Genomic DNA, 24313 nt, shown 5'->3' with positions numbered 1-24313 from the left:
ACTGTGGTTCCATCACCACTGTGTTTCCGTCACCACTGCGGTCGCGGGAGATGTTCCGAGAACAGGTCAGGCATCGCGTCGCTGCACCGATCCGGGAAGTTCGCGTCACGCTTGCCGAGGAAGGCGCTGATGCCTTCCCGGACGTCCTCTTGCGACCCTCTGGCGTTGATCCCGATGCTCTCGATCCGATGCGCCACCATGGGATGTGGGGCGCCCAGCAGGCGCCAGACCATCTGACGCGAGAGAGCAACAGAAACCGGAGCGCTGTGGCGAGTAAGGCTGCGCGCGAGGGCAATAGCCTCGCCAAGCAGATCGTCGGCAGAATAGAGCTGGTAGACCAATCCGGCGGCGTGGGCTTCGGTAGCCGGAAAGATGCGCCCGGAGTAAATCCAGTCGAGCGCTCGTTGCAGCGGAACCAGCTTCGGCAGCAGCCATGAGGAACAAGATTCCGGCACAAGGCCTCGGCGATTGAAGACGAACCCCATCCGGGCGTCGTCAGCCGCCAATCGGAAGTCCGCTGCGAGAGTCATGGTGATACCGACGCCGACCGCAGGACCATTGATCGCCGCGATGATCGGCTTCAGCGAGTCGAACATCCGTAACACCACACGACCGCCGCCATCGCGCCGTTCGCCGGCACTACTCTCCTCTGCGCCGTTCTGCTCGGCGCTCCATTCGGTGAAGGTATCCGGCCCGGAGGACAGATCGGCGCCGGCACAGAACGCTCGGCCTGCTCCGGTCAGAATCACGGCGCGTACGGAATCGTCAGCGTCGGTGATGTCGAACGCCTCGATCAGCTCGTTTTCCATGATTGTGGTGAAGGCGTTCAGCTTGTCCGGTCGATCGAGAGTAATGACGGCAATGCCATCGTCCACGGTCAGCGATATGTGCTGCACAGGCAATTCTCCTCTTGTTAACGAACGATAAGCTCACAGGACGTGGATCTTCACAGTTCACGGCGGATATTTGCTGCCCGTCGAACCTTGTGATCGTTCGGCTACTACGCTGTGTCCGGATACCGGAAGACGTGCAGAACGCGAGGAGTTCGAAAAATGAGCGTGGCAAAAACTGCCGCAGTCCGGCAGCTCATTCTCGATTCCGCCGTCCGAAACATGAACGAACGCGGCTACCACGGCACATCCATGCGCGACATCGCTGCAGGCGCCGATCTGACAGTCGCATCCATCTATCACCACTTCAAATCCAAGCAGGACATTCTGCAGGAAATAATGCTCCAGGCACTGCGAGACGCTCACGGCATGACGCGTAGCGCGCTGCTCCGCTCGGGCGGAGAGCCGAAAGACCAACTGCAAGCGCTGGTTCGCGCCTGGGTCATGTTCCACACGACGCGGCGCGAAGACGCTCTTGTCGGAGCAACCGAGCTGCGCAGTCTCGACGAGCCGGGGCACCGCCTGGTAGTCGCACTGCGCGACGAGCAGGAGAACATCTTCCGGGATGTCATCGAACGCGGAGTGGAAGAAGGCGCGTTTCGCACCGAATACCCACGAGACGCCGTTCGCGCCATCATCAACATGGGGCAGCAGGTCTGCGTGTGGTGGCGTGCCGACGGCCCACTGAGCGCGCAGGACCTTGCGGATCGCTACTGCGCTTTGGCCACCGCGATGGTCGAACCGGCCTGACCGGCCCGAACAATCCTTCCTTTGCACGCGTTTCACCGGAATCCACACCTCCACCATCCGTGAGACCTGCGTCACTAAATGCCCATAATGTCAGGCGAACGATCGTTTGGCAAGCGGTTCGATCATCGTTGCTCCCGCACCAATGTTCGCAGGAAATTCGATATTTATTCATGGTTGACATTTGTCGATCGTTCCATTGATGATGATCCACAGCCGAACGATCGTTCGGCTGTGTTTCCATCGAAAGGAGCGTGCATCGAATGTCCGCGGCATCATCGACGACGTCCGACGCAGGCCGCGTCGTCTCCGGACTCGACCTCGACGCACTCTCCACGTACCTGTCGACACATCTCGCTGGCGGGATCGACGGAGAGATCACAGCGTCACTCATCAGCGGCGGGCGATCCAACCCCACCTATCGCGTCGCAGACGGCTCGAACACCTGGGTATTACGCCGTCCGCCGTTCGGTCACGTACTTCCGAGCGCTCACGACATGGTTCGGGAATTCACCGTCATCGACGCGCTCGCATCCACGTCGGTGCCGGTACCTGAGGCGTTCCTTCTCTGCGAGGACGAAGACGTACTCGGCGCGACGTTCTATCTGATGGAACTGATAGACGGCAATTCCATCGGCACCCCGGAATCCGCCGCCGCCCTGTTGCCGGTCGATCGAGAACGCGCCGGACTTGCCTTTGCCGATGTCCTCGCCGACCTTCATTCTGTCGATCCTGATTCAGTGGGACTCAACACTTTCGGGCGAACCAACGGATACCTGGAGCGACAACTGGACCGATGGTCGCGGCAATGGGACGCCTCTCGAACCACTGATCGCCCCGAGGTCGCGGCACTCCTCGACAAACTTCGCCGTGCCGTTCCCACCACATCCCTACCCGGGATCGTGCACGGGGACGTCAAACTCGACAATGTTCTCTACTCCCGCTCCGATCCCGGAAAGATTGTTGCCCTTCTAGACTGGGAGATGGCAACACTCGGAGACACACTCGCCGACGTCGGCATCATGCTCAGCTTCTGGGATCAACCCGGAGCCGTCGACAACCCGATCACTCGCGGACTTGCTCGATTGGACGGATTTCCCAGTCGCGCTGCGTTACTCGAACGATATGCCGACCGCCGGAACATCGATCTGCCGGATATCGACTGGTACACGGTGTTCGCCGACTTCAAGATTGCCGTCATCCTCGAGGGCATCAATGCCAGACACGCCAAGGGCGACACTGTCGGCGAAGGATTCGACGACGTCGCCGACATGGTCGGCCCGCTTCTACAGCGTGCGCTCGATCTGACCCGCACTTCCTCTGTTCACGAACTGCGCCGCTGACTTTTTGTGCGACGCGCCCCGAGATTGGAACCACCGACGTGGATTTCGAATACAGTCCGAAAGTCAAAGAGCTGCAACAGAAGCTGACGACTTTTATGCAAGAGCACGTCCTACCCGCCGAAGCCGTTGCAGCGCAGCAATTGGCGGCAGACCCCAGCCACTGGGGCGCACCACCGATCATGGCCGAACTCAAGGCAACGGCCAAGGAATCGGGCCTGTGGAACCTCTTCCTCCCGGCCCGCGAGGGCGCCGGCCTGAGCAACCTCGAATACGCACCGTTGGCGGAATTGACGGGCTGGAGTCCGTTGATCGGTCCCGAAGCCGTCAACTGCAATCCACCGGACACCGGCAATATGGAACTGCTCCATCTCTACGGCACCGAGCAGCAGAAGGCCGAGTGGCTGACCCCACTTCTCGACGGCGATTTCCGATCGTGCTTCTCGATGACCGAACCCGAGGTCGCGAGTTCCGATGCAAACAACGTGTGTCTCGATATCGCGGAGGACGGTGACGAGTGGGTGCTGACCGGACGCAAGTGGTGGTCCACTGCTGCCCTTCGCGAAGACTGCAAGGTTGCGATGGTCATGGGCGTGACCGACTCCGAAGCTCCGGTCGGTAGCCGCCACAGCATCGTGCTGGTACCCATGGACACCCCCGGCCTGCAGATCGTCCGTTCCACAACGGTTCTCGGCTTCGACGACCGCCACGAGGGTGGACACGGCGAAATCGTCTTCGACAGTGTTCGTGTCCCCAGGGAAAACCTGCTCGGTCCCCGCGGCCGGGGTTTTGCAGTCGCTCAGGCACGCTTGGGTCCAGGACGCATTCATCACTGCATGCGGTTGATCGGTATGGCAGAGCGCGCAATCGCACTGCTCACCGAACGTGCCAGGACCAGAGTCGCTTTCGGGTCTCCCCTCGCCGATCTCGGTGTTGTACAGGCCAACCTTGCTGATTCCAGGATCAAGCTCGACGCCGCCAGGTTGCTCGTTCTGCGCGCCGCCTGGCGGATGGACGTCGAGGGGAACAAGGCTGCGCGCCATGACATTGCAGCGGCCAAAGTTCTGGTTCCACTGACAGTCAAGGACATCATCGACAACGCCATTCAGGTGTTCGGCGGCGCCGGGCTGTCGCAGGACACCATTCTTCCGGTCCTGTATGCGCAGGCACGGTTCCTGCAGATCGCGGACGGCCCGGACGAAGTCCACCGTCGCTCGCTCGCTCGCGCCGAATTCGCCGCAACTCCAGTCCTCAACGAACCCAAGTGAACGATCCCACAGAGAGTGAATCGTGATGACCAAAAACACCGAATCAGCGGTGCAGCGCCAGGGTAGGTCCCGGCGCGCGTCCTTCGCAGCGGCCATCTCCACTTCCCTGGAGTGGTACGACTTCTTCATCTACGCGACTGCTGCGGCACTCGTGTTCAACTCGACGTTCTTCGCCACCGACAGCGAGGTGGTTGCAGCAATGAGTTCGTTTGCCACCGTTGCAGTCGGTTTCATCGCTCGCCCCATCGGCGGCGTGCTCGCGGGACATTTTGGTGACCGCTACGGCCGCAAGCCGGTGTTGGTGGCCGCGGTTGTCCTGATGGCCATTGCCACGTCGCTGGTCGGCTTCGTCCCGAACACCAATGTGATCTGGCTGGCCCCGGCTATCCTTGTCACTCTGCGAATCTGCCAGGGCTTGGCCGTCGGCGCACAGTGGGGCGGCGCAGTGCTGCTGGCAACCGAGAACGCCCCAGCCGACCGTCGTGGATTGTTCGGAAGCTTTGCGCAACTGGGCGTTCCGATTGGCGTCGTGCTCGGAAATATCGTCTTCCTCATTCTTACAGCCACTCTCGCCGCGGATTCGTTCCTCGCCTGGGGCTGGCGCATCCCGTTCTGGATCAGTTTGGTGATGCTCCCGGTCGCGTTCCTCATTCACCGTTATCTCGAGGAGACGCCTGAATTCAAGGCAATTGCCGAGAAGCTCGCAGAATCGCCGGTTGTCCGCAAGTCCCCCATTCTCGAGGTCCTCAAGAAGAACCCGGGCACGGTTCTTGCCGCGGCAGGCGCCAATGCAATCGGTGTGATTTTCTTCTACACGATGATCACCGGATCCGTGCAGTTCGCGACGACGTATCTGGAGATCCCCCGGTCCACGGTATTGACGTACATCCTGATTGCCTGCGCCATTCAGATTCCCCTGGTCCCTCTGGCCGGTTACCTCTCCGATCTGTACGGCCGCAAGCTCGTCTTCGGTCTCGGCACCGCGGCGATGATGCTGTGGGGCATTCCGATGTGGCTGATGATCGGCGGCTCCAGTCCGGACACGATCTGGCCGTTCGCAGTGGCCGTGATCGTCGGCGTCGTTGCGATGTCGCTCCAAACCGGCACTCAGGGAACACTCTTCGCAGAATTGTTCCCGCCGGAGATCCGATTCTCCGGAGCGTCGCTCGGCTATCAGATCTCGGCCATCATCGGCGGTTTTGCGCCGATGATCATGGTGATGCTGATCAACGGTAATCCGGACAATGCGTGGAAGGTCGGTTCATTCCTTGCCGCTGCCGGAGCGATCGGACTGATCTGCCTCTACATCATCGTTCGCCGGTACTCGGGAACGTCGACGCCCGCGTCGACCGCGACACGAACGGATGCACAGTACGCGTCCTGATCGAAACGACGAGGTGGGTGGGCGGTTCTTGATACCGCCCACCCACCGTTTTCTCTGCATCAGGTGCGCATGTTGGATGTCGGAGCGTAACGATAGGGTCTTGGTGAACGTCGCCGAGCGCGTAACCAGGCCCTAGGAGTGTGTCAGTCAAGGTGGCAGTGGAATCTTCGGTGCTGCTGAAGTGGTATGCCGATAGCGCCCGTGATCTTCCGTGGCGACGCGACGGAGTCAGTGCCTGGCAGATTCTGATGAGCGAGATCATGCTCCAGCAGACGCCGGTGGTACGGGTCGCGCCGATCTGGGAGGAATGGGTCCAGCGCTGGCCGGTTCCGTCGGCAATGGCGGCGTCGAGCCAGGCTGAGGTACTGCGGGCGTGGGGCAAGCTCGGTTACCCACGACGCGCACTGCGCCTGCACGAGTGTGCCGGCGTCCTGGCCACCGAACACGGCGACGTGGTCCCCAGCGACGTGGACACTTTGCTGTCACTGCCGGGTATCGGCTCCTATACGGCGCGTGCCGTGGCGTGCTTTGCTTACGGACAACGAGTTCCCGTCGTCGACACCAACGTTCGCCGCGTTGTTGCCCGTGCCGTGCACGGCAACGCAGAGCCGGGCAATCCGTCGAACACGCGCGATCTCGCGGACGTCGCCGCTCTGTTGCCCCGCACCCGCGCACGAGCGGCAACCTACAGTGCTGCGCTGATGGAACTCGGCGCCGTGATCTGCACGGCGCGTACACCCAGCTGCGACAACTGCCCGCTGCCCAATTGCGCTTGGGTTGCCTCCGGAAAACCGGCACACACCGGTCCACCGAAGAAAGTGCAGAAATTCGCCGGTACCGATCGCCAGGTCCGCGGCAAGTTGATGGCTGTTCTTCGAGAGACCCACCATCCCGTCGAACGTGCGCGCCTCGACATCGTCTGGCTCACCGACCCCGGTCAACGCGACCGCGCACTGCATTCACTGCTTGTCGACGGATTGGTGGAACAAACCGAAGACGGCCTGTTTGCACTGGCCGGTGAGGGCAACCGCTGACAGCGGGTTAAGCGCTAACACTCCGGCGATTCTCGAGCTATGGCCCTACGTCCTCACTCTCTGGGCACAAAAGCCCGTGGTGAGGCTGGATTATCGGCCGGACACCAGATTCCCTCGAGAAGAATTGTGCCCGAATTGCCCTAATTAGGGCATCAATTCTCCGTACCAGTTACTATTTCGGAAGCACACGAAGAATTGGACATTTCACCCAATCTCTCTGTGCCTGTCGGTCCGAAGATTGCAAGCACGAGCACAACGGGGATTAGGAACACAAGGATGTCGGGGCGGGAGGGGGACGCAACTGTCGAGGGCGTCAATCACTCTGCCATCGCCAGACCATTCCCCCGTCAGGCGCTCTTTGCAAAGTTGGATCGCCGGACTCCCCTGACAATTGTGCGCGCCCCGAACGGATACGGTAAATCCGACCTCCTGAAATCCTGGCTCGAATCTTCCGACACCTCGGACCACGATCTCGTGTGGGTTCCGGCTCCACCGCTCAATTCGAGCGCATCGGAATACCTCACCACGATCCTCCGCCAGAGCAGGCAGTCCGGCATTGTTGCCCCACACGTATCCGGCGATCCGTTCACCGACCTCGCCGCCGCATTCTCCGCCGTCACCAATCCAGTTCTCCTGGTATTGATTCGGCCGGATCTCATCCCGAACCACGCACTCGAAGAGCAACTTGTCGAACTAGTCACCCGCTGCCACCAGTTGGACATCGCCGTGACATTGTCGGGACTCACCCTGTTTGCCGAACCATATTTCCTCGAGGTAGATCACGAACTGATCCGTGCTGAGGAACTACTCTTCAACTCGGCCGACACAGCAAACCTACTGACGTTCATCGGGTCGAATCCCCTTCCCGGCGAAGCCGAGAAGATCACGACAATGACCGGCGGCCTACCAACTCTCGTACATGCCGGCGCCGCGGTCGTCGAATTACTACCCACACAACATGATCGAGATCAACTCCTCGAGCTGAACCTGCAACAGACGATCGACGAGTACACCCGGCGCACGACCCTCGATAACACCGACATCGCTGACCATCGGGACTTCCTCGTATCCTGCTCGACAGCGCGAACCCTCGATGTGAGCACTGCAGCGCACCTGTTCGCCTCCCCCGAATCCCGTAACCGGATTCGTGAACGTCTACTCGAGCTGGAATCGGCAGGCACACTCTCCCGGATCGAAATCGGAACTGACGAAAGCTGGGAACTTCCAGCGGCAGTTCGCGCGTCACTGATGGCAACGCAACCACAGCTCGGACTTGATCCGACAGAGCAATTGTCCTCGCTGGCACATTTCCGACTCGATTCCGGCCGACACGCGTCGGCGCTGAAGTACGCGACCGAAGGCGGCGACTGGGATCTTGCCATCAATATTATCGAAAATAATTGGGTAACAATGCTTTCCGAAAGCTTTGATATCGTACGCCGCGCATTGCAACAGATACCGCCCGCAACGGCGAAGAAGAGTTCGATTGCTCTGGCGGGCCGCGACCTGTTCACCATGCAGCCGGGCGACATCCCCAAGCCGATCACCGCGCTGCCTCGCTCTGCCGAAGCACTCCGAGCGATCGGTGCAAGCAAGGACGCCCGCGACGTACTCAATGTCGGCTGTGTTCACTCGATCAGGCTGCGCGTCGCCGGAAAATACGGGCCTGCAGCCGAAACGACCCGCCGCCTGGCCCAGATCAGCAGAAGCGCTCTCGCTACGAACCCCGACGACATCAGCCCGCAACTCCCGTTGATGCGCGTGCAATGGGGTATCACCTTTCAACTGAGCGGACGGTTCGCCGAATCCACCACCGAGATGCGCATGGCGTACTGGGGCGGTGAATCACAAGGCATCGACTTCATCGCCCGCAATGCGGCGGGAGGTGTAGCCATGAATTGGGCGATTGTCGGGGAACCCACTCTGTCGCAGGGATGGTCACGGCTCGAGCGCAAACATCCGAACACATATGGATGGCTCCACTCGATGGTACGAACGCCAGGACTGGTAGCCCGTGCGTTGACTGCACTGTGCACTCTCGACCTCCAGGATGCACGTGAGGCCGTCGCAGCCCTGGGAGAGCCCGACAACAACGAGGAACTGTGGGCATTTGTCCTCTACACGCACTGCCAGTACGCACTCGCCTGCCGTGAAGAAGCCGCAGCTATCACGTTGCTGCGCAAGGCAATTTCCGACAACCCCACAAAGCTGAAACCCGATTCGTTTGCGCTACCGTTGTTGCGCTCCACCAAAATCGATCTCGCCCTCGCGCTCGGGGACGGAAACTTGGCAATGGCACTGTCGTCGGACATCGCCGAGCCGGCCGCCAACCCCTGGACACTGGTTTCCGTCGCGCGCCTGTATCAGCGGGCCGGTCAGAATGAATCGGCAATCGCGCTGTGCCACCAATTCGATTGGGCGCGAGAGTCGTACCCACGCCCACAAATCGAGGCACTCCTGATTCAAGCCGTCGCGCATTCGCGAGGTGGCGAGCCGCGACGCGCCGCCGAAGCCTGGTCGAATGCCTGCAGCATCGCCGACCAAACCGGCAATCTCCGATCGTTCTCGACCATATCTCGACACGACGTCGATCACCTTGAATCCATAGCGGGTACCGGATCGAGCGCACTTGCCAAATTCCTGAAACTTGCTCCAGGAGAGACATTTCCACACGAACTGAACCTGGTCACCTTGACCGAGCGAGAAAGACAAGTTCTTGATCTGATCGCGTCCGACGCCAGTTTGACGGAGATGGCAAACGCACTCTTCATCTCCGTCAACACGGTCAAGACGCAGGTGCGCACGCTGTACCGAAAGCTTCAAGTCCACAATCGCCGCGAAGCACTCGCACGCGGACGGGAGCTACGTCTGCTCTGATCCACCGACGGGATACATTCTGTAGTCATGAGCCATACCTGCGTCTTCTGCAACATCATCTCGGCAGACGAGCCCGCAATTCGTGTTTTCGAAACCGAAACCGTGCTCGCTTTTCTCGACGCCCGCCCGGTCAGTCGCGGACACACCCTTGTTGTGCCCAAACGCCACGCCACCAACCTCGACGGACTCGAAAACCACGAGGGCGCAGAGATGTTCCGGGTAGGCACACTCATCGCCGGCGCGCTGCGGAGGTGCGACATCGCCGCAGACGGCGTCAACATCCTGGTCAACGACGGTCGTGCTGCCGGTCAGACCGTCTTTCACTCCCATCTGCACGTTGTGCCGCGACACAGCGGAGACAAAGCCAAGTTCGCAGCCGGGCTCCTGGCGAGGCGAGCCGTCGAACTCGAAGAAGCGGGAGCGTCGATCCGAAGTCAGCTCTGATCAACCAGGAACGCCGTCACTTCGTCGCGGTACTGCTCTGGTTGATCATCGTGGACAAGGTGACCGGCGTCGGCAATGCGCACATACCGAGTCCCCGGACGCTCTGCCATCTCGCGCATCTGGCCTTGCGGGGTAATCGTGAACTCACCCTCGACGAGAAGGGTGGGTACCTCGATTGCACTCCACTGATCCCAGAAATGTCGCGTGCCCCATTCTTCCGAGATATCGCGGAAGGTCGACACGTCACCGTGCAGGTACCACCCGTCGTCACGGCGATCGAACGAATCCAGAAAGTATTGTCCTGCAACCGGACCGAAGAATTCCTTCACCGCGTCATCGGTGGCAAACGGTTGCGGCCACGACGACACCATCTGAGCCCAGTCCTCCGCAGTGCGCCCGCGAAAATCCGGTGCCATGTCCTCGAGAACCAACGCACGCACTCGGTCCGGATGTGCGGCGGCAAAACACCACGCGTGCAGGGCACCCATCGAGTGCCCGATCACGATCATCGGCTCGTCGATGATCGTGACGGCCGACGCAAGGTCTTCGACAAAGGCCTCGGTCGTCAATTCTGCGGGCGCCGGCCGTCCGTGACCGGCCGCGTCGAACGTGTAGACGTGGCCGAACTCGCGAATCCAGGGCACATGCCGGCGCCACGTCCGGGCACTACCCATGAGGCCGTGCAACAACAGAATCGGCTGGCCGGTACCACCTTCGTCATGCAACACGAATGTCACCGTACGCGGTGGAGCCGCGCGGTAATGTCGCTTACATGGCAGTCGTGAAGATCAATGCAATCGAAATCCCCGAGGGCGCGGGCCCCGAACTGGAAAAGCGCTTCGCAGCACGCGCTCATGCCGTGGAGAACTCTCCCGGATTCCTCGGATTCCAGCTCCTGCGCCCCACCGCCGGCGAGAACCGCTACTTCGTGGTCACGCAGTGGGAAAACGAGGAGGCGTTCGCCGACTGGCGTGACGGCCCGGCCCGCGCAGCGCACTCAGGTGAGCGCGCCAAGCCCGTCGCCTCGGGAGCGTCGCTGCTCGAGTTCGAGGTCGTTCTGGACGTCCCCGCCAAGAGTTGATCCGTGATCGTGAAGGATTTTGGTCGCCTAGCGAACAAAATCCTTCACGATTTTCGTGTGTTCACTGCTAAAGTGCGCTCTGTACACGCGATGGTCGACAGGAATCCGGTGAAAGCCCGGAGCGGTCGCGCCACTGTAATTCGAGGTGAAACCACCTCGACAGCCAGACACTTCGGCCATCGCATTTGACCTAGGGGACGCGAAAATCCCAGGAGGCTTCGATGGCACTCGCCTACTCTCCCGACTCGTCGATCGATTCGACTCGTCTTGCCTTCCTCGCCGCAGCTGTTGTGCTGTTCGCGATGCTGGCTCTCTACCTGGTCGGATTCGACCAGGGCGCAATCTCACGCACAGGCATGTACATGCATGAGTTGATGCACGACGGACGCCACTTGATGGGCCTCCCGTGCCACTAGTCGACAATTTCACGAAGCTTCTGATTCGTGGCTTGTTGGCTGGTTTGATCGCAGGCATCCTTGCCGGCGGAGTTGCATTTGTGCTGGGTGAACCGCACGTCAACGCTGCCATCGCGATCGAAGAAGCCAACAGTGCCGCCGGCGAAACTGCCGGACACTCGCACGGCGACGAAGAAGCTCCACTCGTCAGTCGTGACGGTCAACGCGCTGGACTCTTCCTCGCAACGTCGCTCGCGGGCTTGGCCCTCGGTGCCATCTTCGCCGTAGTCGCCAACTACGCGCGGCGGATCACCACCATGTCCGGACCGTTGTTGGTGATGGCCATCGCATTGGGAGGCTGGCTCGCCATCGAGGCGGTGCCGTTCTTCAAGTACCCGGCCAACCCACCAGCCGTCGGCGATCCCGACACGATCAACCAGCGAACCTGGCTGTGGCTCGCGACCGTGATCCTCGGACTGCTGGCCGTCACCGCGGCCGCCGCGGCGGCAAAAGCTGTATCCGCCCACGAGTTCCTCAGTGTGCGCGTCGCCGCTCCGGTGGCTGCGTTCCTTGTCATCGTGGCAATCGGTTACCTCTCGCTGCCCACGATCAACGAGGTGGGCGACGACTTCCCGGCAACTCTGCTGTGGGAGTTCCGCCTCTCGTCCCTCGCTACACAGGCAACCTTGTGGCTTGCACTCGGATTGGCATTTGCCTTCCTCACCGAGCGCGCGACCAAGGATGCCGACGTCGCGAAAAAGTTCGCCCTGCGCTGACCCTGCTGTGCGCCTTTGTTAACCACGGGCGGTTAAAAAAGGCGCACAGCAGTTTGTTTTCAGCTCAGATGATGCACTTCCTGCAGCCCGTACACCGGCGTCGGAATGCCCTCGTAGCGCGCCTTCAACTGCAGCGCCAGATACAGCGAGTAGTGGCGAGACTGATGCAGATTGCCGCCGTGGAACCACAGCGCTTCCTGCTGCGTCGGCTTCCACATGTTGCGCTGCTCGCCCTCCCACGGTCCTGGATCCTTGGTGGTGTTCGACCCCAGGCCCCAGACCTTGCCCACCTTGTCGGCAGTGTCCTGACCGATCAGATCGGCCACCCAGCCGTTCATCGAGCCGTAACCGGTTGCGTAGACCACCACGTCGGCCGGTAGTTCCGTTCCGTCTTCGAGAATCACGCTGTTCTCGGTCAGCTCACGAATGTTGCCGTGCGCGAGCTTGATGTCCCCGTTCGCGACCAGTTCGGCAGCGCCGACGTCGATGTAGTAACCCGAGCCGCGTCGTAGGTACTTCATGAACAGGCCAGAACCGTCGTCGCCCCAGTCGTGCTCGAAGCCTGCCTTCTCGAGGCGATCGTAGAAGTCCTTGTCACGCTCACGGATTGCGTCGTACACCGGGATCTGGAACTCGTGCATGATCCGGTACGGCAGCGAACCGAACGTGAGGTCGGCCTTGTGTGTCGTCATACCGGCGGCGAGTGCGCGTTCCGAATACAGATCACCCAAGCCCAGATCCATCAGCGAATCCGACTTCACGATGTGCGTCGAGCTGCGCTGCACCATCGTCACGTCGATGCCGTTCTCCCACAGAGCGCCGCAGATGTCGTGCGAGGAGTTGTTCGCCCCGATGACCACAACCTTCTTACCACCGTACTGATCCGGGCCGGGGTGCTTGCTCGAGTGGTGCTGATCGCCCAGGAACTTGTCCTGACCGGGGAACGTCGGAACGTTTGCCTTGCCGGACATCCCGGTTGCCATCACCAACTGCTTGGGACGCAGGGCCAGCTTCTCGCCGTTGCGGTTGACCTCGACGGTCCATTCCTGGGCCTTCTCGTCGAATGACGCCGACGTGCAGGTCGTGGAACTCCAGTACGGAACCTCCATGACCTTGGTGTACATCTCGAGCCAGTCGCCGATCTTGTCCTTGGGCGCGAACACCGGCCAGTTGTCGGGGAACGGCATGTAGGGCAGGTGGTCGTACCAAACCGGATCGTGCAGGCACAGGGACTTGTAGCGTCCGCGCCACTGATCTCCCGGCCGCTCGTGGCTGTCGATCACGATGGCCGGAACTCCGAGCTGACGCATGCGCGCTCCGAGCGCGATTCCGCCCTGGCCGCCGCCGACGATCACGACGTAAGGCTGTGTGGTGTAGCCGAGTTCGCGGTCCTCGATCTCCTTCTGTTCGGCCCAGGTGATGCGGTCCGGGTCTGCCCCGTGCTTCGCGCCGCGTGGCCGGCGGGTGCCCTTGCCCTCTTCGTGTCCCTTGAGTTCCTGCAACGACGTGAGCAGCGTCCAAGCAACAGGCTCGCCGAGTTCGTCCTTGAGCCGAAGGTGTCCGTGCGCGCGGCCCGTCGCGGTCTCGAATTCGATCCAGGCCGACGTGACGCCGTCGGCTTCGTCGGGGGTCTCGGTGGTCCGGAATCCTGAAGGATCAGTGTCGTCGAGACGCTCGGAGAGCATGTCGGCAATCTGCTCGCGACCTTCGACGGTCTTGATGTTCCAGGTGAACGAAACCAAGTCTCGCCAGAAGCTGTCGAGGGCGAATTTTGCTGCGACCCGTTCGATGTCACGAGCGGCGAGCGCCGACTCGAAATCCGCCAGCCAGGCGTCGACGCGCTCCTGAGGTGTCACAGCCGTCGAGCTTTCCGCGGCTACGACTGCGGAATCGATGGTTTGCGTCATCACTTCTCCTTCTTTGGGAATGTGATACACAGCACATCGCATAAGTGGCCCGGGTCACAAGCGTTGCAATCCGTTGCAATCCCCGGGCCGTTGAAGTTCTCCCGGACTGTGCCCGCTACGTTCGCGGCCAGGGACGTCCGGCTAGTTTCTCGACGTCGGAATTGAACCTCCGAAGCCACATCGCAAACGTCGCCACATCCTCAGGTTCCCAATCAGCCACGACCCGATCCAGGCCGTCCACTTTGCCAGCCCGATCCGCACCGAGTCGGCGCATCCCCTCGTCGGTGATGCGGAACTTTCGCGCCATACCGCCATCAGGGTCGGAAATACGTTGAACCAAACCCGAATTCACCATTGCGGACGTCTGGCGACTGAGTGTCGATGTATCCAACCCGAAGGCCTCGCCGAGTTCACCGATCGACATAGGGCCTTGCATGTCAATGCGACTGAGCAACGTGTACGCACTTCGATCGAGGTGATTGCCACCATGCTTGTACTGCGGCGGATGGAGGCCGACGTATCGCCCGAGCAGCATGGTTTCGAACTCGATCAAATGCGTGGGCTTGTCCATGCCAGTCCTTCTACCGATCCATTCTCGATCCGCGCACCGAATCTCGACACGACGGGCATCGGCGGCGCACTCGGGTTGCCAATGGCAGCTGCCGTGGCCGAGCACACCAACTGGCGTGTCCTCTTCTGGGGTTCCGCCGTTCTCAGCGTGATCATCGCCGTGCTGATCTGGTTCTTCGTTCCCGCCACCCCGGTACACAACACCGGCGAACGCTTCGATCTGATCGGAGCACTCGGACTGGGAGTCGGATTGGTCTCGCTTCTGCTGGCTGTGTCCAAGGGCGCCGACTGGGGCTTGCTGATCGTGACCTGCATCTGCAACGCTGGAATCGGCCTTGCCTACGGCTCGATGCCCGCCCTCATCATGGGCGCGGTTCCGCCGTCCGCCACGGCGTCGGCCAACAGCTTCAACACCCTGATGCGGTCCGTCGGCACCTCGATCTCCGCCGCTGCCGTTGGCGTTGTCCTGGCTCAGATGAGTATGGACTTCGCCGGTCACACCCTCCCGACGGAAGCCGGGTTCCGTACAGGTCTGCTCATCGCCTGCGGTGCCGCACTGATCGCCGGCGCAATCACGCTGCTGATTCCCGCACGAAAGAACGCGGCGCAGAAGGAAACTGCCGCAGAGTCAGCACCCCTCACGAAAGTCTGACCTACGCGATTGGTTGCCCGCATACATTTGCGGGCAACCAGTTCACACGGATTCAGGCTTCAATCGGCCAAGCCCCAGCGACTGGAAACCGACAACGTAGAACAACGTCCACAGCACCGCCCAGTCCACGAAACCCAGTGCATTGCCGTGCAATCCGTCGGCCACTGCGGGTTCGTGAAGAATGTGCTCGGCAGCAAAACGGTAGTAGAAGAGGAACGTCACCACTGCCAGCCCCAACGTGAGCACTGCGCGGATCAACAGGTTCACCCCGTCAGCGAACCCAGTCGGCCTGTTTCCGAATGCATTGGCCCAGAAGATCATCCAGAAGGCCCAGCACACACCGAGTTGGGCCGGAAACTGATTCACGACGCCACCCAACTCGGCAACCGCAGCACTTCCCAGCAGAACCTTCACAACAGACAGTGCCACGAAGTACAGCCCGGTTCCCAGTGCAAAATTGCCCACCGTAGCCGCGAGTGCGGTTTTCCCTCCACCACCGAACAGCCGCCACGGCCAATTTTCCAGAGTCTGACCGGTCAAGATCACGACCACCACAACGCAGTAGAACCACCCGAGCACGGTGTCGACGGTCATCAATGGATTGGTTGCGGACAGCGATACGGACGGCAGCCCGAAAACGAAATACAGGGCAAGCGTCGGTACCGCGACAAACGCGATCTCGCACAGACCCACCAACGGCTGCTTCATCCCGATGGAGACCCACGGCCAATGCTGCCAGTTCAGCACCACCATCACCCAGGTTCCGAACCCGAACAGCACAAACAACGCACCGGCGAAGTAGCCGAGACCGCCGGCGCGGTCTGCCGCGAAGTCCGGATACAGACTCCCGATTCCGTTGGCGAGCAACCACGTCACCACAACCGCGAACACGGCTGTCGCTGCCATGATTGCAACGCCTCTGGCCGGCTGCGGCAGTCGATCGAATCCGGCAAACTCGCAGTTGAAGCCGATGAACACCACAAAAAGTATGGCCCAGAACAGCGCTGCATTGAACGGCAACGGATAGAAATTCCAGGGGCTGGTCACCGGATCGGCCAGAAGATACCAACTCGCCAGAGCCAGAACCAGAACGATCACAAGATTTGCAGCACCGAACGGAATCCAGCGGCGCGAGGGTCGACGGCTCGGCGTCGCCGAACCCTTCGGAACATCGACTGTTGCAGTCATATCTTCTTCTCCCGGTTTGTGCCACAAAGCAATTCGCGAAGTGGTCGCGCAACTATGAAGGCACCGAACCGGACACAGGGAGAGTTGCCGACAGTTGCAATCGATGTCCGATTGTTCGGGTTTGCAACGCGATGCAACCCTTCTATAGTGTGGTCGTCATCACATATAACTCACTCATCGGCTTACCCGCCAACGAGGAGACACTGAATATGAGCATCACCGGCAAAGTTGCACTGGTCACCGGAGCAGGCCAAGGGATCGGACGTGGAATCGCACTCCGGCTCGCCCACGACGGCGCAGACATCGCGCTAGTCGATCTCGACCAGACCAAGCTGGATGCCGTCGCCAAAGAGATTCGCGAAATCGGCCGTCGGACAACCACGTTCATCGCCGATGTCAGCGACCGCGACCAGGTGCAGGCAAGCATTGAACACGCACATTCAACGTTGGGCGGCTTCGATATCATCGTCAACAATGCCGGAATAGCACTGGTAGGCCCCCTGTCCGACGTCACCCCCGAGGAAGTCTCCAAGATTTGGAGCGTCAACGTCGACGGCGTGGTGTGGGGTATTCAAGCCGCGGCCGCGAAGTTCAAGGAACTCGGTCAGCGCGGGAAAATCATCAACGCATCGTCCATTGCAGGCCACGACGGTTTTGCCATGTTGGGTGTGTACAGCGCAACTAAATTCGCCGTCCGGGCACTCACTCAAGCTGCGGCCAAGGAATACGCATCAGACGGCATCACAGTCAACGCGTACTGCCCCGGAGTTGTGGGAACCGACATGTGGGTCACCATCGACAAGCGATTCTCCGAACTCACCGGGGCACCGGAAGGTGCGACCTACGAAAAGTTTGTCGGCGGCATTGCTCTGGGTCGAGCCGAGACTCCCGACGACGTGGCGGGGTTTGTCTCCTATCTGGCCGGACCGGATTCTGATTACATGACCGGCCAAGCCGGACTCATCGACGGAGGGTTGGTATATCGCTGACATGGCCACACCCACAACGCGGTTGCCCGAGCCCGCGATGCCACCCGGTGAGGATCCTCGCAACTACGCGAGGACCCTCGCCGCGGTGTACGACGCCACGATGGCCGGTGATCGATCCCCCGCTCGTCCCCGCGACGTGATCCGCAAGTCCTGGCAGCGGCTGAGAGAGCTGGGAGTCGATCCTGAACAGAGCCGAATCGAACCGTCGATGGATGTGGCAGAACTCGACCTACGTCGCCGTGAATCGGGCCTGTACGACGTACTCGACGACGTGACCCGCGGACTCGAATCGGTGACTGCGAGCGGCGAGAACATCATGGTTGTCGCGGACATACGTGGAACAGTGCTGTGGCGCAGCGGATCCAATCGGGTACTGGATCAGGCGGGGCGGCTCGGATTTATCGAGGGTGCAAACTGGGCCGAGGACTCTGTCGGCACCAATGCCATCGGTACCGCATTGGTGTCGCATCAAGCCGTTCAGATCTTTTCGGCGGAACACTATGCGCGCAGCCATCACCCGTGGACCTGCGCGGGTGCACCTATTCGAGATCCACGAGACGATCGGGTAATCGGCGTGGTCGACATCAGCGGGCCGGCCAAGACCATTCACCCCACCACACTCGCCTTGGTCGACGCCGTCGCACGTCTTGCCCAATCACACCTGCGTGACAAGCACCGCGACAACCTCGACCAATTACGTTCTGTTGCAGCGCCGATGCTCGCACGCGGCGGATCACCCGCACTGGTCACCGACGCTCATGGCTGGGTTGCGGCGGTCGATTCTCTGCCACATCGCACTCGAATCCTGCTGCCCTCGGCGCTGGCTCCCGGTCGGACGTGGTTCCCGGCCCTCGGGGTGTGCGAACTGGATCCACTACCAGGAGGTTGGCTGATCAGGCCGACCTCCACCGGTAGCAACGTCGCCGCTCCCACAGTGCACGTCGATCTGCGCGATTCCGAGAACATGTCGGTAACAGTGTCTTCGGAGTTGGGTGAATGGACGTACTCCCCCACCCAGCGCCATGCGGAAATTCTGTTTCTCCTGGGATCGGAGCGAAGAGGGCGCACCGCGTCGCAATTAGCTCAGGACCTGTTCGACGACCCAGCCCGCACGGTGACCGTACGGGCCGAGATGTCCCGCCTACGCAAGAATCTTGCTGGAGTAGTTGCAGCACAACCGTATCGGTTTGTCGATGCAGCGCAGGTCACGCTCTCCTGCCCCGACATCGGTGCACATCTGCTCCCGTTCTCGAACGCTCCAGCCGTCCGGGCCGCCCGAATCAGGGAATGAGGGCCTTGATGTCGGGGACTGCAGTGATCGAGAGAATCTTGCAGTTGTCATCGAACTCGAAGAGATCTGTAGACGCAAAATCCTCCAAACCTTCGCGCTCGACACGCATTTGCATCGCAGCAAACTTGCCCACAACAGTGACAGGGGTCAGCAGACTCACGGTGAACGGCGTGTCCTCACTCTCGGCGAAGAATGCCCGAATCTCGTCGAAACCCCGATTGGTGCGAACACCGACGGGCTCGTGCTGCACAGCACCCTGATGGAACAATTCCATCAACTCATCGATCTGGTGCGATCCGAGCAGCTTGACGTAGCTGTCGACAACGGCGCAGATCTCGTCACGAGAAGGCATGTAGGACTCCTTAATTGAGGGTTGAGTTATCAGCAGATCGAGAAATCAGTGAATGATTCCGCGTTCGAGCAGATGCCGGATTATCTGATCAGCGGCATCGAGAGTCGACGATGACGTCGTATCGATACGAATATCCGGCGAGACCGGAGTTTCGTACGGCGAGTCGATGCCGGTAAAGTTCTTCAACGCACCACTGCGCGCCTTCTTGTACAACCCCTTGGGATCTCGCTTTTCGGCGACAGCCAGCGGGGTGTCGACGAACACCTCGAAGAACTGATCGGCGCCGATGGTTTCCTTGGCGGATTGACGTTCGATCTGAAACGGTGAGATGAACGAAGCGAGGACGATCAGTCCGGCATCGGCCATAAGTTTAGCGACTTCTGTTACGCGGCGGATGTTTTCGACACGATCAGCTTCGGTGAATCCGAGATCACGGTTGAGTCCGTGGCGAACGTTGTCGCCGTCGAGAAGATAGGTATGGCAGCCTAGCGCATGGAGTTTACGCTCCAACTCGTTGGCAATCGCCGACTTACCCGAGCCGGACAACCCGGTGAACCACATTACGCACGGTTTGTGACTGTTGAGCGTCTCTCGCGCCTTCTCGTCGATATCGACGGCCTGCCAGTGAATGTTGTCCGAACGCCGAAGAGAATGCTGGATGAGTCCGGCGCCGACGGTGGTGTTCGTCAACCTGTCGATGAGGATGAATCCACCGGTATCACGGTTGTCGGCGTACGGGTCGAATGGCACCGGACGGTCGAAACTCAGGTTGCAGACACCGATTTCGTTCAGTGCAAGCGTGTCGGTCGCCGTCTTCTCCATAGTATTGACATTGATCTTGTGCTTGGGCTTGGTGATTCGAGCCTGGACCGTCATAGTGCCGATCTGGCAGAGGTACGGCCGCTCCGGGAGCATCTCATGCTCACCCATCCACACCACGTGGGCTTCGAACTGGTCGGCTACCGGGGGCAGCGCATCCGATGAAGCGAGCATGTCGCCGCGGCTGATGTCGATCTCGTCGGTCAGTGTGATGGTCACGGATTGGCCGGCGATGGCTTCGATGAGATCACCGTCCATCGTGACGATGCGCGCGACGGTCGATTCCTTTCCGCTGGGAAGCGCTCGAATCCGATCACCCGGGCGGATGATGCCGGAAGTGACCTGGCCGGAGAAGCCGCGGAAATCGAGGTCGGGGCGGTTGACCCATTGCACCGGCATACGGAACGGGCGTTGCTGCACATCATCGTCGATCTCGACGGTTTCGAGGTGATCGATAAGTGTCGGACCGTCGTACCACGGGGTATTCGCGCTGCGCTCGGTGAGGTTGTCCCCCATATATGCCGACATGGGAATCGGAACGACGTTCTTCAAACCGATTTCGTCTGCAAAAGCACGGTATTCGGCGACAATGTTGTCGAACACCTCCTGCGAGTAGTCGACAAGATCGAGTTTGTTGACGGCGATGACTACATGTCGAATACCGAGCAGTGAAACCAAGTACGAATGGCGGCGGGTTTGAGTGAGCACACCTTTGCGAGCATCGATGAGGATGACCGCGAGGTCAGCTGTCGATGCGCCGGTGACCATGTTGCGGGTGTACTGCTCATGACCAGGAGTATCGGCGACGACAAATTTGCGACGCTCGGTCGTGAAGTACCGGTACGCGACGTCGATAGTGATGCCCTGCTCACGTTCGGCAGCCAGTCCGTCGACGAGGAGCGCGAAATCGAGACCTTCGCCCTGTGTGCCGACCTTGCGTGAGTCGTTTTCCAGAGCCGTAAGTTGGTCTTCGAAAACCAATTTCGATTCGTAGAGAAGGCGACCGATGAGCGTGCTCTTGCCGTCGTCGACACTGCCGCAGGTGATGAAGCGGAGCATCGTCTTGTTGGCATGACGTTCGAGATACTGTTCGATATCGTCGGCAATCAGATCCGAGGAAACGGTCATCAGAAGTACCCCTCTTGCTTCTTCTTCTCCATCGACGCGCTCGAGTCGTGGTCGATGACCCGGCCTTGGCGTTCGGATGTGGTGGTCAACAACATCTCTTGGATGATGTCGGTCAAGGATGTCGCGGTCGATTCGACAGCGCCGGTCAGCGGATAGCACCCGAGGGTTCGGAAACGAACACTCTTGAGTTCCGGTGTTTCACCCGGCAGCAACGGCATCCGGTCGTCGTCGACCATGATCAACGCGCCGTCACGTTCGACGACGGGACGCTTGGCGGCGAAGTACAGCGGGACAATCGGAATCTGTTCCTGGCGTATGTATTCCCACACGTCGAGCTCGGTCCAGTTCGAGAGCGGGAACACGCGCAAGCTCTCCCCCGGCGATTTGCGGACGTTGTACATCCGCCACAATTCCGGGCGCTGTTGCTTGGGATCCCAGCGGTGCGCTGCCGATCGGATCGAGAAGATCCGTTCCTTGGCGCGGGATTTTTCCTCGTCACGGCGGGCGCCACCGAATGCGGCGTCGAACTTGTAGTGATCGAGGGCTTGCTTGAGTCCCTCGGTTTTCCACATGTCGGTGTGGACGGCACTGCCGTGGGTGAAGGGGTTGATTCCCTTCTCCACACATTCCGGATTCTTGTACACGAGGAGATCGAGGTCCGGCGCCGCTGCTGTCTCGTCGCGAAGGCCGTACATCTCGCGGAACTTCCACGTAGTGTCCACGTGCAGCAACGGAAACGGAAGCTTCGACGGGTAGAACGCCTTGCGCGCCAAGTGCAGCATCACGGCGGAGTCCTTGCCCACCGAATACAGCATCACCGGATTTTCACTCTCGGCGAGCGCTTCTCGCATGATATGGATACTCTCGGCTTCGAGCCGTTCGAGATGCGTCAGCGCGGTAGTCATCGGTTCAGCACCTCCAGTGCGGTAGCAGCAAGTTCAGGGCGGCAGATCAACAAGTCGGGCAACCAAGGGTTCTCTTGGTTGTAGTGCAGAGCAGAGCCATCGATTCGTGAAACATGCAGGCCGGCAGCCTGAGCCACGGCAACCGGGGCGGCAGAATCCCACTCGTACTGTCCGCCGGCATGGGCGTAGATGTCAGCGTCGCCGCGCACTACCGCCATGGCTTTGGCTCCAGCCGAGCCCATCTCGATCAACTCGGCATCCAACGCTCGGGCCAGTGCCATCACTGGCTCCGGCCTCCGAGTGCGACTTACGACAACCCGAGGGTTGGACGGCACGACGTTGTACAGCGGTACCGGGTCTCTACTCGAGTGTGTTATTCCCAGACCCGGGAGCGCCACGGCTCCTGCTGTGAGAGAGCCATTTTCGAACAATGCAACGTGCACAGCCCAGTCACCGCGGCCGATCTCACCGAACTCGCGGGTTCCGTCGAGTGGGTCGACGATCCAGACGCGCGACGCACCGAGCCGCACAGCATTGTCAGGTGATTCTTCCGAGAGCACCGCGTCGTCGTTGAATCGGCGAGCCAGTTCCCCAGCGATGAATTCCTGACTGACTCGGTCTGCACCCTTTCGGAATGCGACGGGCTCGACATCGTCGGAAGTCAACGCTTCGCGATACCGGAGGAGCAGTTCTCCTGCGGCAGTGCTGATATCGATGGCAGCGGTTGTATCGCACGTCATTTCGGGTGGGTCGTCATGATGCGTGGTAGTTCGCGTCATCGATGCTCCAGTCAGTGTGTAATTGCCCTCGCTAGCCCGTCTGCCGAGTACGTGATGTACTCCGTCGGATCGAGGTCTTGGGCCCAGTTGTTGACGATGGTGTCGGCCAGCCCCATGAGGCCGGCCCAGACGAAGGGGATCAGGGAAGGTCCCTCACGGAGTGAAAGCCCCTGTGCACCCGCTGCGTCTTCGAGAGCTGTCCGCAACTCTGCAAATTGTGCTTCGGTGGAATGTCGTAAGTCTTGGACCGCTTGCCCGTCGGAGTTCGAAGCGTCTTCGGTCGTTCTCCACACAGATGCCACGTGCCCGACTCGGGCCCATTGCTTGGTGGTTTCAGGCACGATAGCTGCGATCAGGGCCGATATGCCTTGATCGCGTGGCAATTCGGCAATGAACACGGTCAACTCCTGCTGACTCTCGAAGAGGAGAGCTGCAAAGATGTCGCGTTTGTCGACAAAGTACTGGTAGATGAGTCCGGGACTCATACCGGCTTCTTTGGCGACGCTCCGAATCGTCAGTGCGGCGTAGCCACCCACATCCAGGATGGCTGCTGCAGCATCGAGGATCCCTCGGCGCCGTGCTTCCGTATCTCCGCGGACAGACGTGGTGTTCGTTGCGTTCATCCACACACACTAGCTGCTCGCTAAACAATGTTCAACAGCTATTGAACATTGTTCACAAACTGGCTACTGTCACACCTCATGACATCAAGCACCGAAGACAGAGCAACTGATTCTATTGCGAAAAGTGTTGTGGCATTCGACTTTTCTTCCTCCCGAGTTCTCGTAACCGGAGGGTCCAACGGCCTCGGACTTGCGATTGCACACCGCTTCGTCGACGCCGGCGCGCACGTGACGATTACCGGAACCAAAGCGTCGGCCGACGACTACGAGCACGACCTCTCGGCATTCGTCTACCGGCAGTGCGTCATGACAGATCGCGAGCAGATCGCCGCCGTCGCGGCAGGACTGTCCGCACTGGACATCTTGGTCAACAACGCCGGTCAGACACTTACCCAGAAGGGCGAGTGGAACCCGGAGGTATTCGAGGAATCGCTTACCGTGAACGTCGTGAGCGGATTCCGGATGTCTTCCGCGGTTCTCCCACTACTCAAGGAAAGCACCCAGAGCGGCGGCGCTTCCATCATCAACGTCGCGTCGATGGCGTCGTACTTCGCCGTCGACGTCGTGCCCGGATACGGCGCATCGAAGGGCGCCGTCGTCCAGATGACCAAGACGATGGGATCGAATTGGGCCAAGGACGGCATTCGAGTCAACGCCATAGCCCCTGGACTGACGGCAACAAAAATGACGGCAGGACTCCAGCAGCGCCCTGAACACAGCAAACCGTCACTCGATCGCACACCGATGGCCCGGTGGGCAGACCCGTCCGTGGACGTCGCTCCCGTCGTACTGTTCCTTGCCAGCCCGGCCGCACAATTCGTTACCGGACAGACCTTGCCCGTCGACGGCGGATTCTCGATCAGAGGATGACTTC

General features: G+C 60.4%; 23 protein-coding genes, 1 pseudogene and 1 riboswitch. Of the genes and pseudogenes, 14 read left to right on the top strand and 10 right to left on the bottom strand.

What is annotated here, in order from left to right:
- Positions 1-29: 29 nt before the first annotated feature.
- Positions 30-896: a crotonase/enoyl-CoA hydratase family protein gene (locus tag CJ178_RS23830; protein ID WP_095888162.1), complete on the bottom strand. Its 867-nt coding sequence runs from the start codon at positions 894-896 to the stop codon at positions 30-32.
- Between the two features lie 156 nt (positions 897-1052).
- Here CJ178_RS23830 and CJ178_RS23825 point away from each other — a divergent pair, with 156 nt between their 5' ends.
- The 7 genes from CJ178_RS23825 (at position 1053) to CJ178_RS23795 (ending at position 9984) form a co-directional block, all read left to right on the top strand.
- Positions 1053-1640 (top strand): TetR/AcrR family transcriptional regulator, encoded by a 588-nt coding sequence (locus CJ178_RS23825; RefSeq protein WP_095888161.1) that lies wholly within the window; start codon positions 1053-1055, stop codon positions 1638-1640.
- A 260-nt stretch (positions 1641-1900) separates the two neighbouring features.
- Positions 1901-2980 (top strand): phosphotransferase family protein, encoded by a 1080-nt coding sequence (locus tag CJ178_RS23820; protein ID WP_095888160.1) that lies wholly within the window; start codon positions 1901-1903, stop codon positions 2978-2980.
- Between the two features lie 38 nt (positions 2981-3018).
- A complete protein-coding gene (locus tag CJ178_RS23815) occupies positions 3019-4245 on the top strand; it encodes an acyl-CoA dehydrogenase family protein (protein WP_095888159.1) in 1227 nt (408 codons plus the stop codon).
- Between the two features lie 25 nt (positions 4246-4270).
- Positions 4271-5629 carry an MFS transporter gene (locus tag CJ178_RS23810; RefSeq protein ID WP_095888158.1) on the top strand — a complete coding sequence of 453 codons (1359 nt, stop codon included), beginning with the start codon at positions 4271-4273 and terminating at the stop codon, positions 5627-5629.
- 152 nt (positions 5630-5781) lie between these two features.
- On the top strand, positions 5782-6663 hold the full coding sequence (locus CJ178_RS23805) for an A/G-specific adenine glycosylase (RefSeq protein WP_033236392.1): 882 nt from the start codon (positions 5782-5784) through the stop codon (positions 6661-6663).
- Positions 6664-6939: 276 nt separating this feature from the next.
- On the top strand, positions 6940-9540 hold the full coding sequence (locus CJ178_RS23800) for a helix-turn-helix transcriptional regulator (protein ID WP_095888157.1): 2601 nt from the start codon (positions 6940-6942) through the stop codon (positions 9538-9540).
- Positions 9541-9567: 27 nt separating this feature from the next.
- Complete coding sequence (locus tag CJ178_RS23795; protein ID WP_045068355.1) at positions 9568-9984, top strand: HIT family protein; 417 nt, start codon at positions 9568-9570, stop codon at positions 9982-9984.
- Here CJ178_RS23795 and CJ178_RS23790 read toward each other — a convergent pair.
- Positions 9975-10712: an alpha/beta fold hydrolase gene (locus tag CJ178_RS23790; RefSeq protein WP_095888655.1), complete on the bottom strand. Its 738-nt coding sequence runs from the start codon at positions 10710-10712 to the stop codon at positions 9975-9977. The genes CJ178_RS23795 and CJ178_RS23790 overlap by 10 nt on opposite strands.
- A gap of 44 nt (positions 10713-10756) precedes the next feature.
- Here CJ178_RS23790 and mhuD point away from each other — a divergent pair, with 44 nt between their 5' ends.
- The 3 genes from mhuD to CJ178_RS23775 all read left to right on the top strand — a co-directional run bounded on the left by mhuD (position 10757) and on the right by CJ178_RS23775 (position 12236).
- Positions 10757-11065 carry a mycobilin-forming heme oxygenase MhuD gene (mhuD, locus tag CJ178_RS23785; RefSeq protein WP_033236389.1) on the top strand — a complete coding sequence of 103 codons (309 nt, stop codon included), beginning with the start codon at positions 10757-10759 and terminating at the stop codon, positions 11063-11065.
- 74 nt (positions 11066-11139) lie between these two features.
- Positions 11140-11260, top strand: a riboswitch (cobalamin riboswitch).
- 26 nt (positions 11261-11286) lie between these two features.
- Entirely contained in the window at positions 11287-11481 is a 195-nt protein-coding gene (locus CJ178_RS23780) for a CbtB domain-containing protein (protein WP_033236349.1), read from the top strand.
- The gene (locus CJ178_RS23775; protein WP_045068352.1) at positions 11472-12236 is read left to right on the top strand and encodes a CbtA family protein; all 765 of its coding nucleotides are present in this window, start codon (positions 11472-11474) and stop codon (positions 12234-12236) included. Before CJ178_RS23780 ends, CJ178_RS23775 begins: the two co-directional genes overlap by 10 nt.
- Before the next feature lie 59 nt (positions 12237-12295).
- Here the strand turns inward: CJ178_RS23775 and CJ178_RS23770 are convergent, their stop codons facing one another.
- A complete protein-coding gene (locus CJ178_RS23770) occupies positions 12296-14143 on the bottom strand; it encodes a flavin-containing monooxygenase (RefSeq protein WP_095888654.1) in 1848 nt (615 codons plus the stop codon).
- 115 nt (positions 14144-14258) lie between these two features.
- On the bottom strand, positions 14259-14714 hold the full coding sequence (locus tag CJ178_RS23765; protein WP_095888156.1) for a MarR family winged helix-turn-helix transcriptional regulator: 456 nt from the start codon (positions 14712-14714) through the stop codon (positions 14259-14261).
- Between the two features lie 54 nt (positions 14715-14768).
- Between CJ178_RS23765 and CJ178_RS23760 the strand changes: the two are divergent.
- A pseudogene (locus CJ178_RS23760) lies at positions 14769-15365 on the top strand (hypothetical protein); the annotation flags it as partial.
- A gap of 42 nt (positions 15366-15407) precedes the next feature.
- Here the strand turns inward: CJ178_RS23760 and CJ178_RS23755 are convergent.
- Positions 15408-16553 (bottom strand): hypothetical protein, encoded by a 1146-nt coding sequence (locus tag CJ178_RS23755; RefSeq protein WP_095888155.1) that lies wholly within the window; start codon positions 16551-16553, stop codon positions 15408-15410.
- A gap of 209 nt (positions 16554-16762) precedes the next feature.
- Between CJ178_RS23755 and CJ178_RS23750 the strand changes: the two genes are divergently transcribed.
- Together CJ178_RS23750 and CJ178_RS23745 are read left to right on the top strand one after the other, a co-directional pair.
- Positions 16763-17542 carry an acetoin reductase gene (locus tag CJ178_RS23750; RefSeq protein ID WP_033236344.1) on the top strand — a complete coding sequence of 260 codons (780 nt, stop codon included), beginning with the start codon at positions 16763-16765 and terminating at the stop codon, positions 17540-17542.
- Between the two features lie 37 nt (positions 17543-17579).
- Complete coding sequence (locus CJ178_RS23745) at positions 17580-18833, top strand: GAF domain-containing protein (protein ID WP_095888653.1); 1254 nt, start codon at positions 17580-17582, stop codon at positions 18831-18833.
- On the opposite strand, the gene CJ178_RS23740 is transcribed toward CJ178_RS23745, so the two are convergent.
- From CJ178_RS23740 to CJ178_RS23720, 5 genes are read right to left on the bottom strand one after another with little or no spacing between them, the layout of a single operon-like run.
- Positions 18823-19185, bottom strand: coding sequence for a nuclear transport factor 2 family protein (locus tag CJ178_RS23740; protein ID WP_033236342.1), 363 nt, complete (start codon positions 19183-19185; stop codon positions 18823-18825). The genes CJ178_RS23745 and CJ178_RS23740 overlap by 11 nt on opposite strands.
- Positions 19186-19230: 45 nt before the next feature.
- Positions 19231-21132 carry a sulfate adenylyltransferase subunit CysN gene (gene cysN / locus CJ178_RS23735; RefSeq protein WP_095888154.1) on the bottom strand — a complete coding sequence of 634 codons (1902 nt, stop codon included), beginning with the start codon at positions 21130-21132 and terminating at the stop codon, positions 19231-19233.
- Positions 21132-22037, bottom strand: a complete 906-nt coding sequence (gene cysD / locus CJ178_RS23730) for a sulfate adenylyltransferase subunit CysD (protein WP_095888153.1) — start codon at positions 22035-22037, stop codon at positions 21132-21134. Before cysD ends, cysN begins: the two co-directional genes overlap by 1 nt.
- Positions 22034-22816 carry a 3'(2'),5'-bisphosphate nucleotidase CysQ gene (locus CJ178_RS23725; RefSeq protein ID WP_373557489.1) on the bottom strand — a complete coding sequence of 261 codons (783 nt, stop codon included), beginning with the start codon at positions 22814-22816 and terminating at the stop codon, positions 22034-22036. The genes cysD and CJ178_RS23725 overlap by 4 nt, the downstream gene beginning before the upstream one ends.
- Before the next feature lie 11 nt (positions 22817-22827).
- A complete protein-coding gene (locus CJ178_RS23720) occupies positions 22828-23439 on the bottom strand; it encodes a TetR/AcrR family transcriptional regulator (RefSeq protein WP_033236338.1) in 612 nt (203 codons plus the stop codon).
- 78 nt (positions 23440-23517) lie between these two features.
- On the opposite strand from CJ178_RS23720, the gene CJ178_RS23715 reads away from it, so the two are divergent.
- Positions 23518-24309 carry an SDR family NAD(P)-dependent oxidoreductase gene (locus CJ178_RS23715; RefSeq protein WP_218833759.1) on the top strand — a complete coding sequence of 264 codons (792 nt, stop codon included), beginning with the start codon at positions 23518-23520 and terminating at the stop codon, positions 24307-24309.
- Positions 24310-24313 lie beyond the last annotated feature (4 nt).

This window comes from Rhodococcus sp. ACPA4 (assembly GCF_002300185.1).
Classification (GTDB): Bacteria; Actinomycetota; Actinomycetes; order Mycobacteriales; family Mycobacteriaceae; genus Rhodococcus_F; species Rhodococcus_F globerula.
The sequence above is the reverse complement of the archived record's forward strand: the minus strand, read 5'-3'. Positions and strand labels throughout refer to the sequence as shown.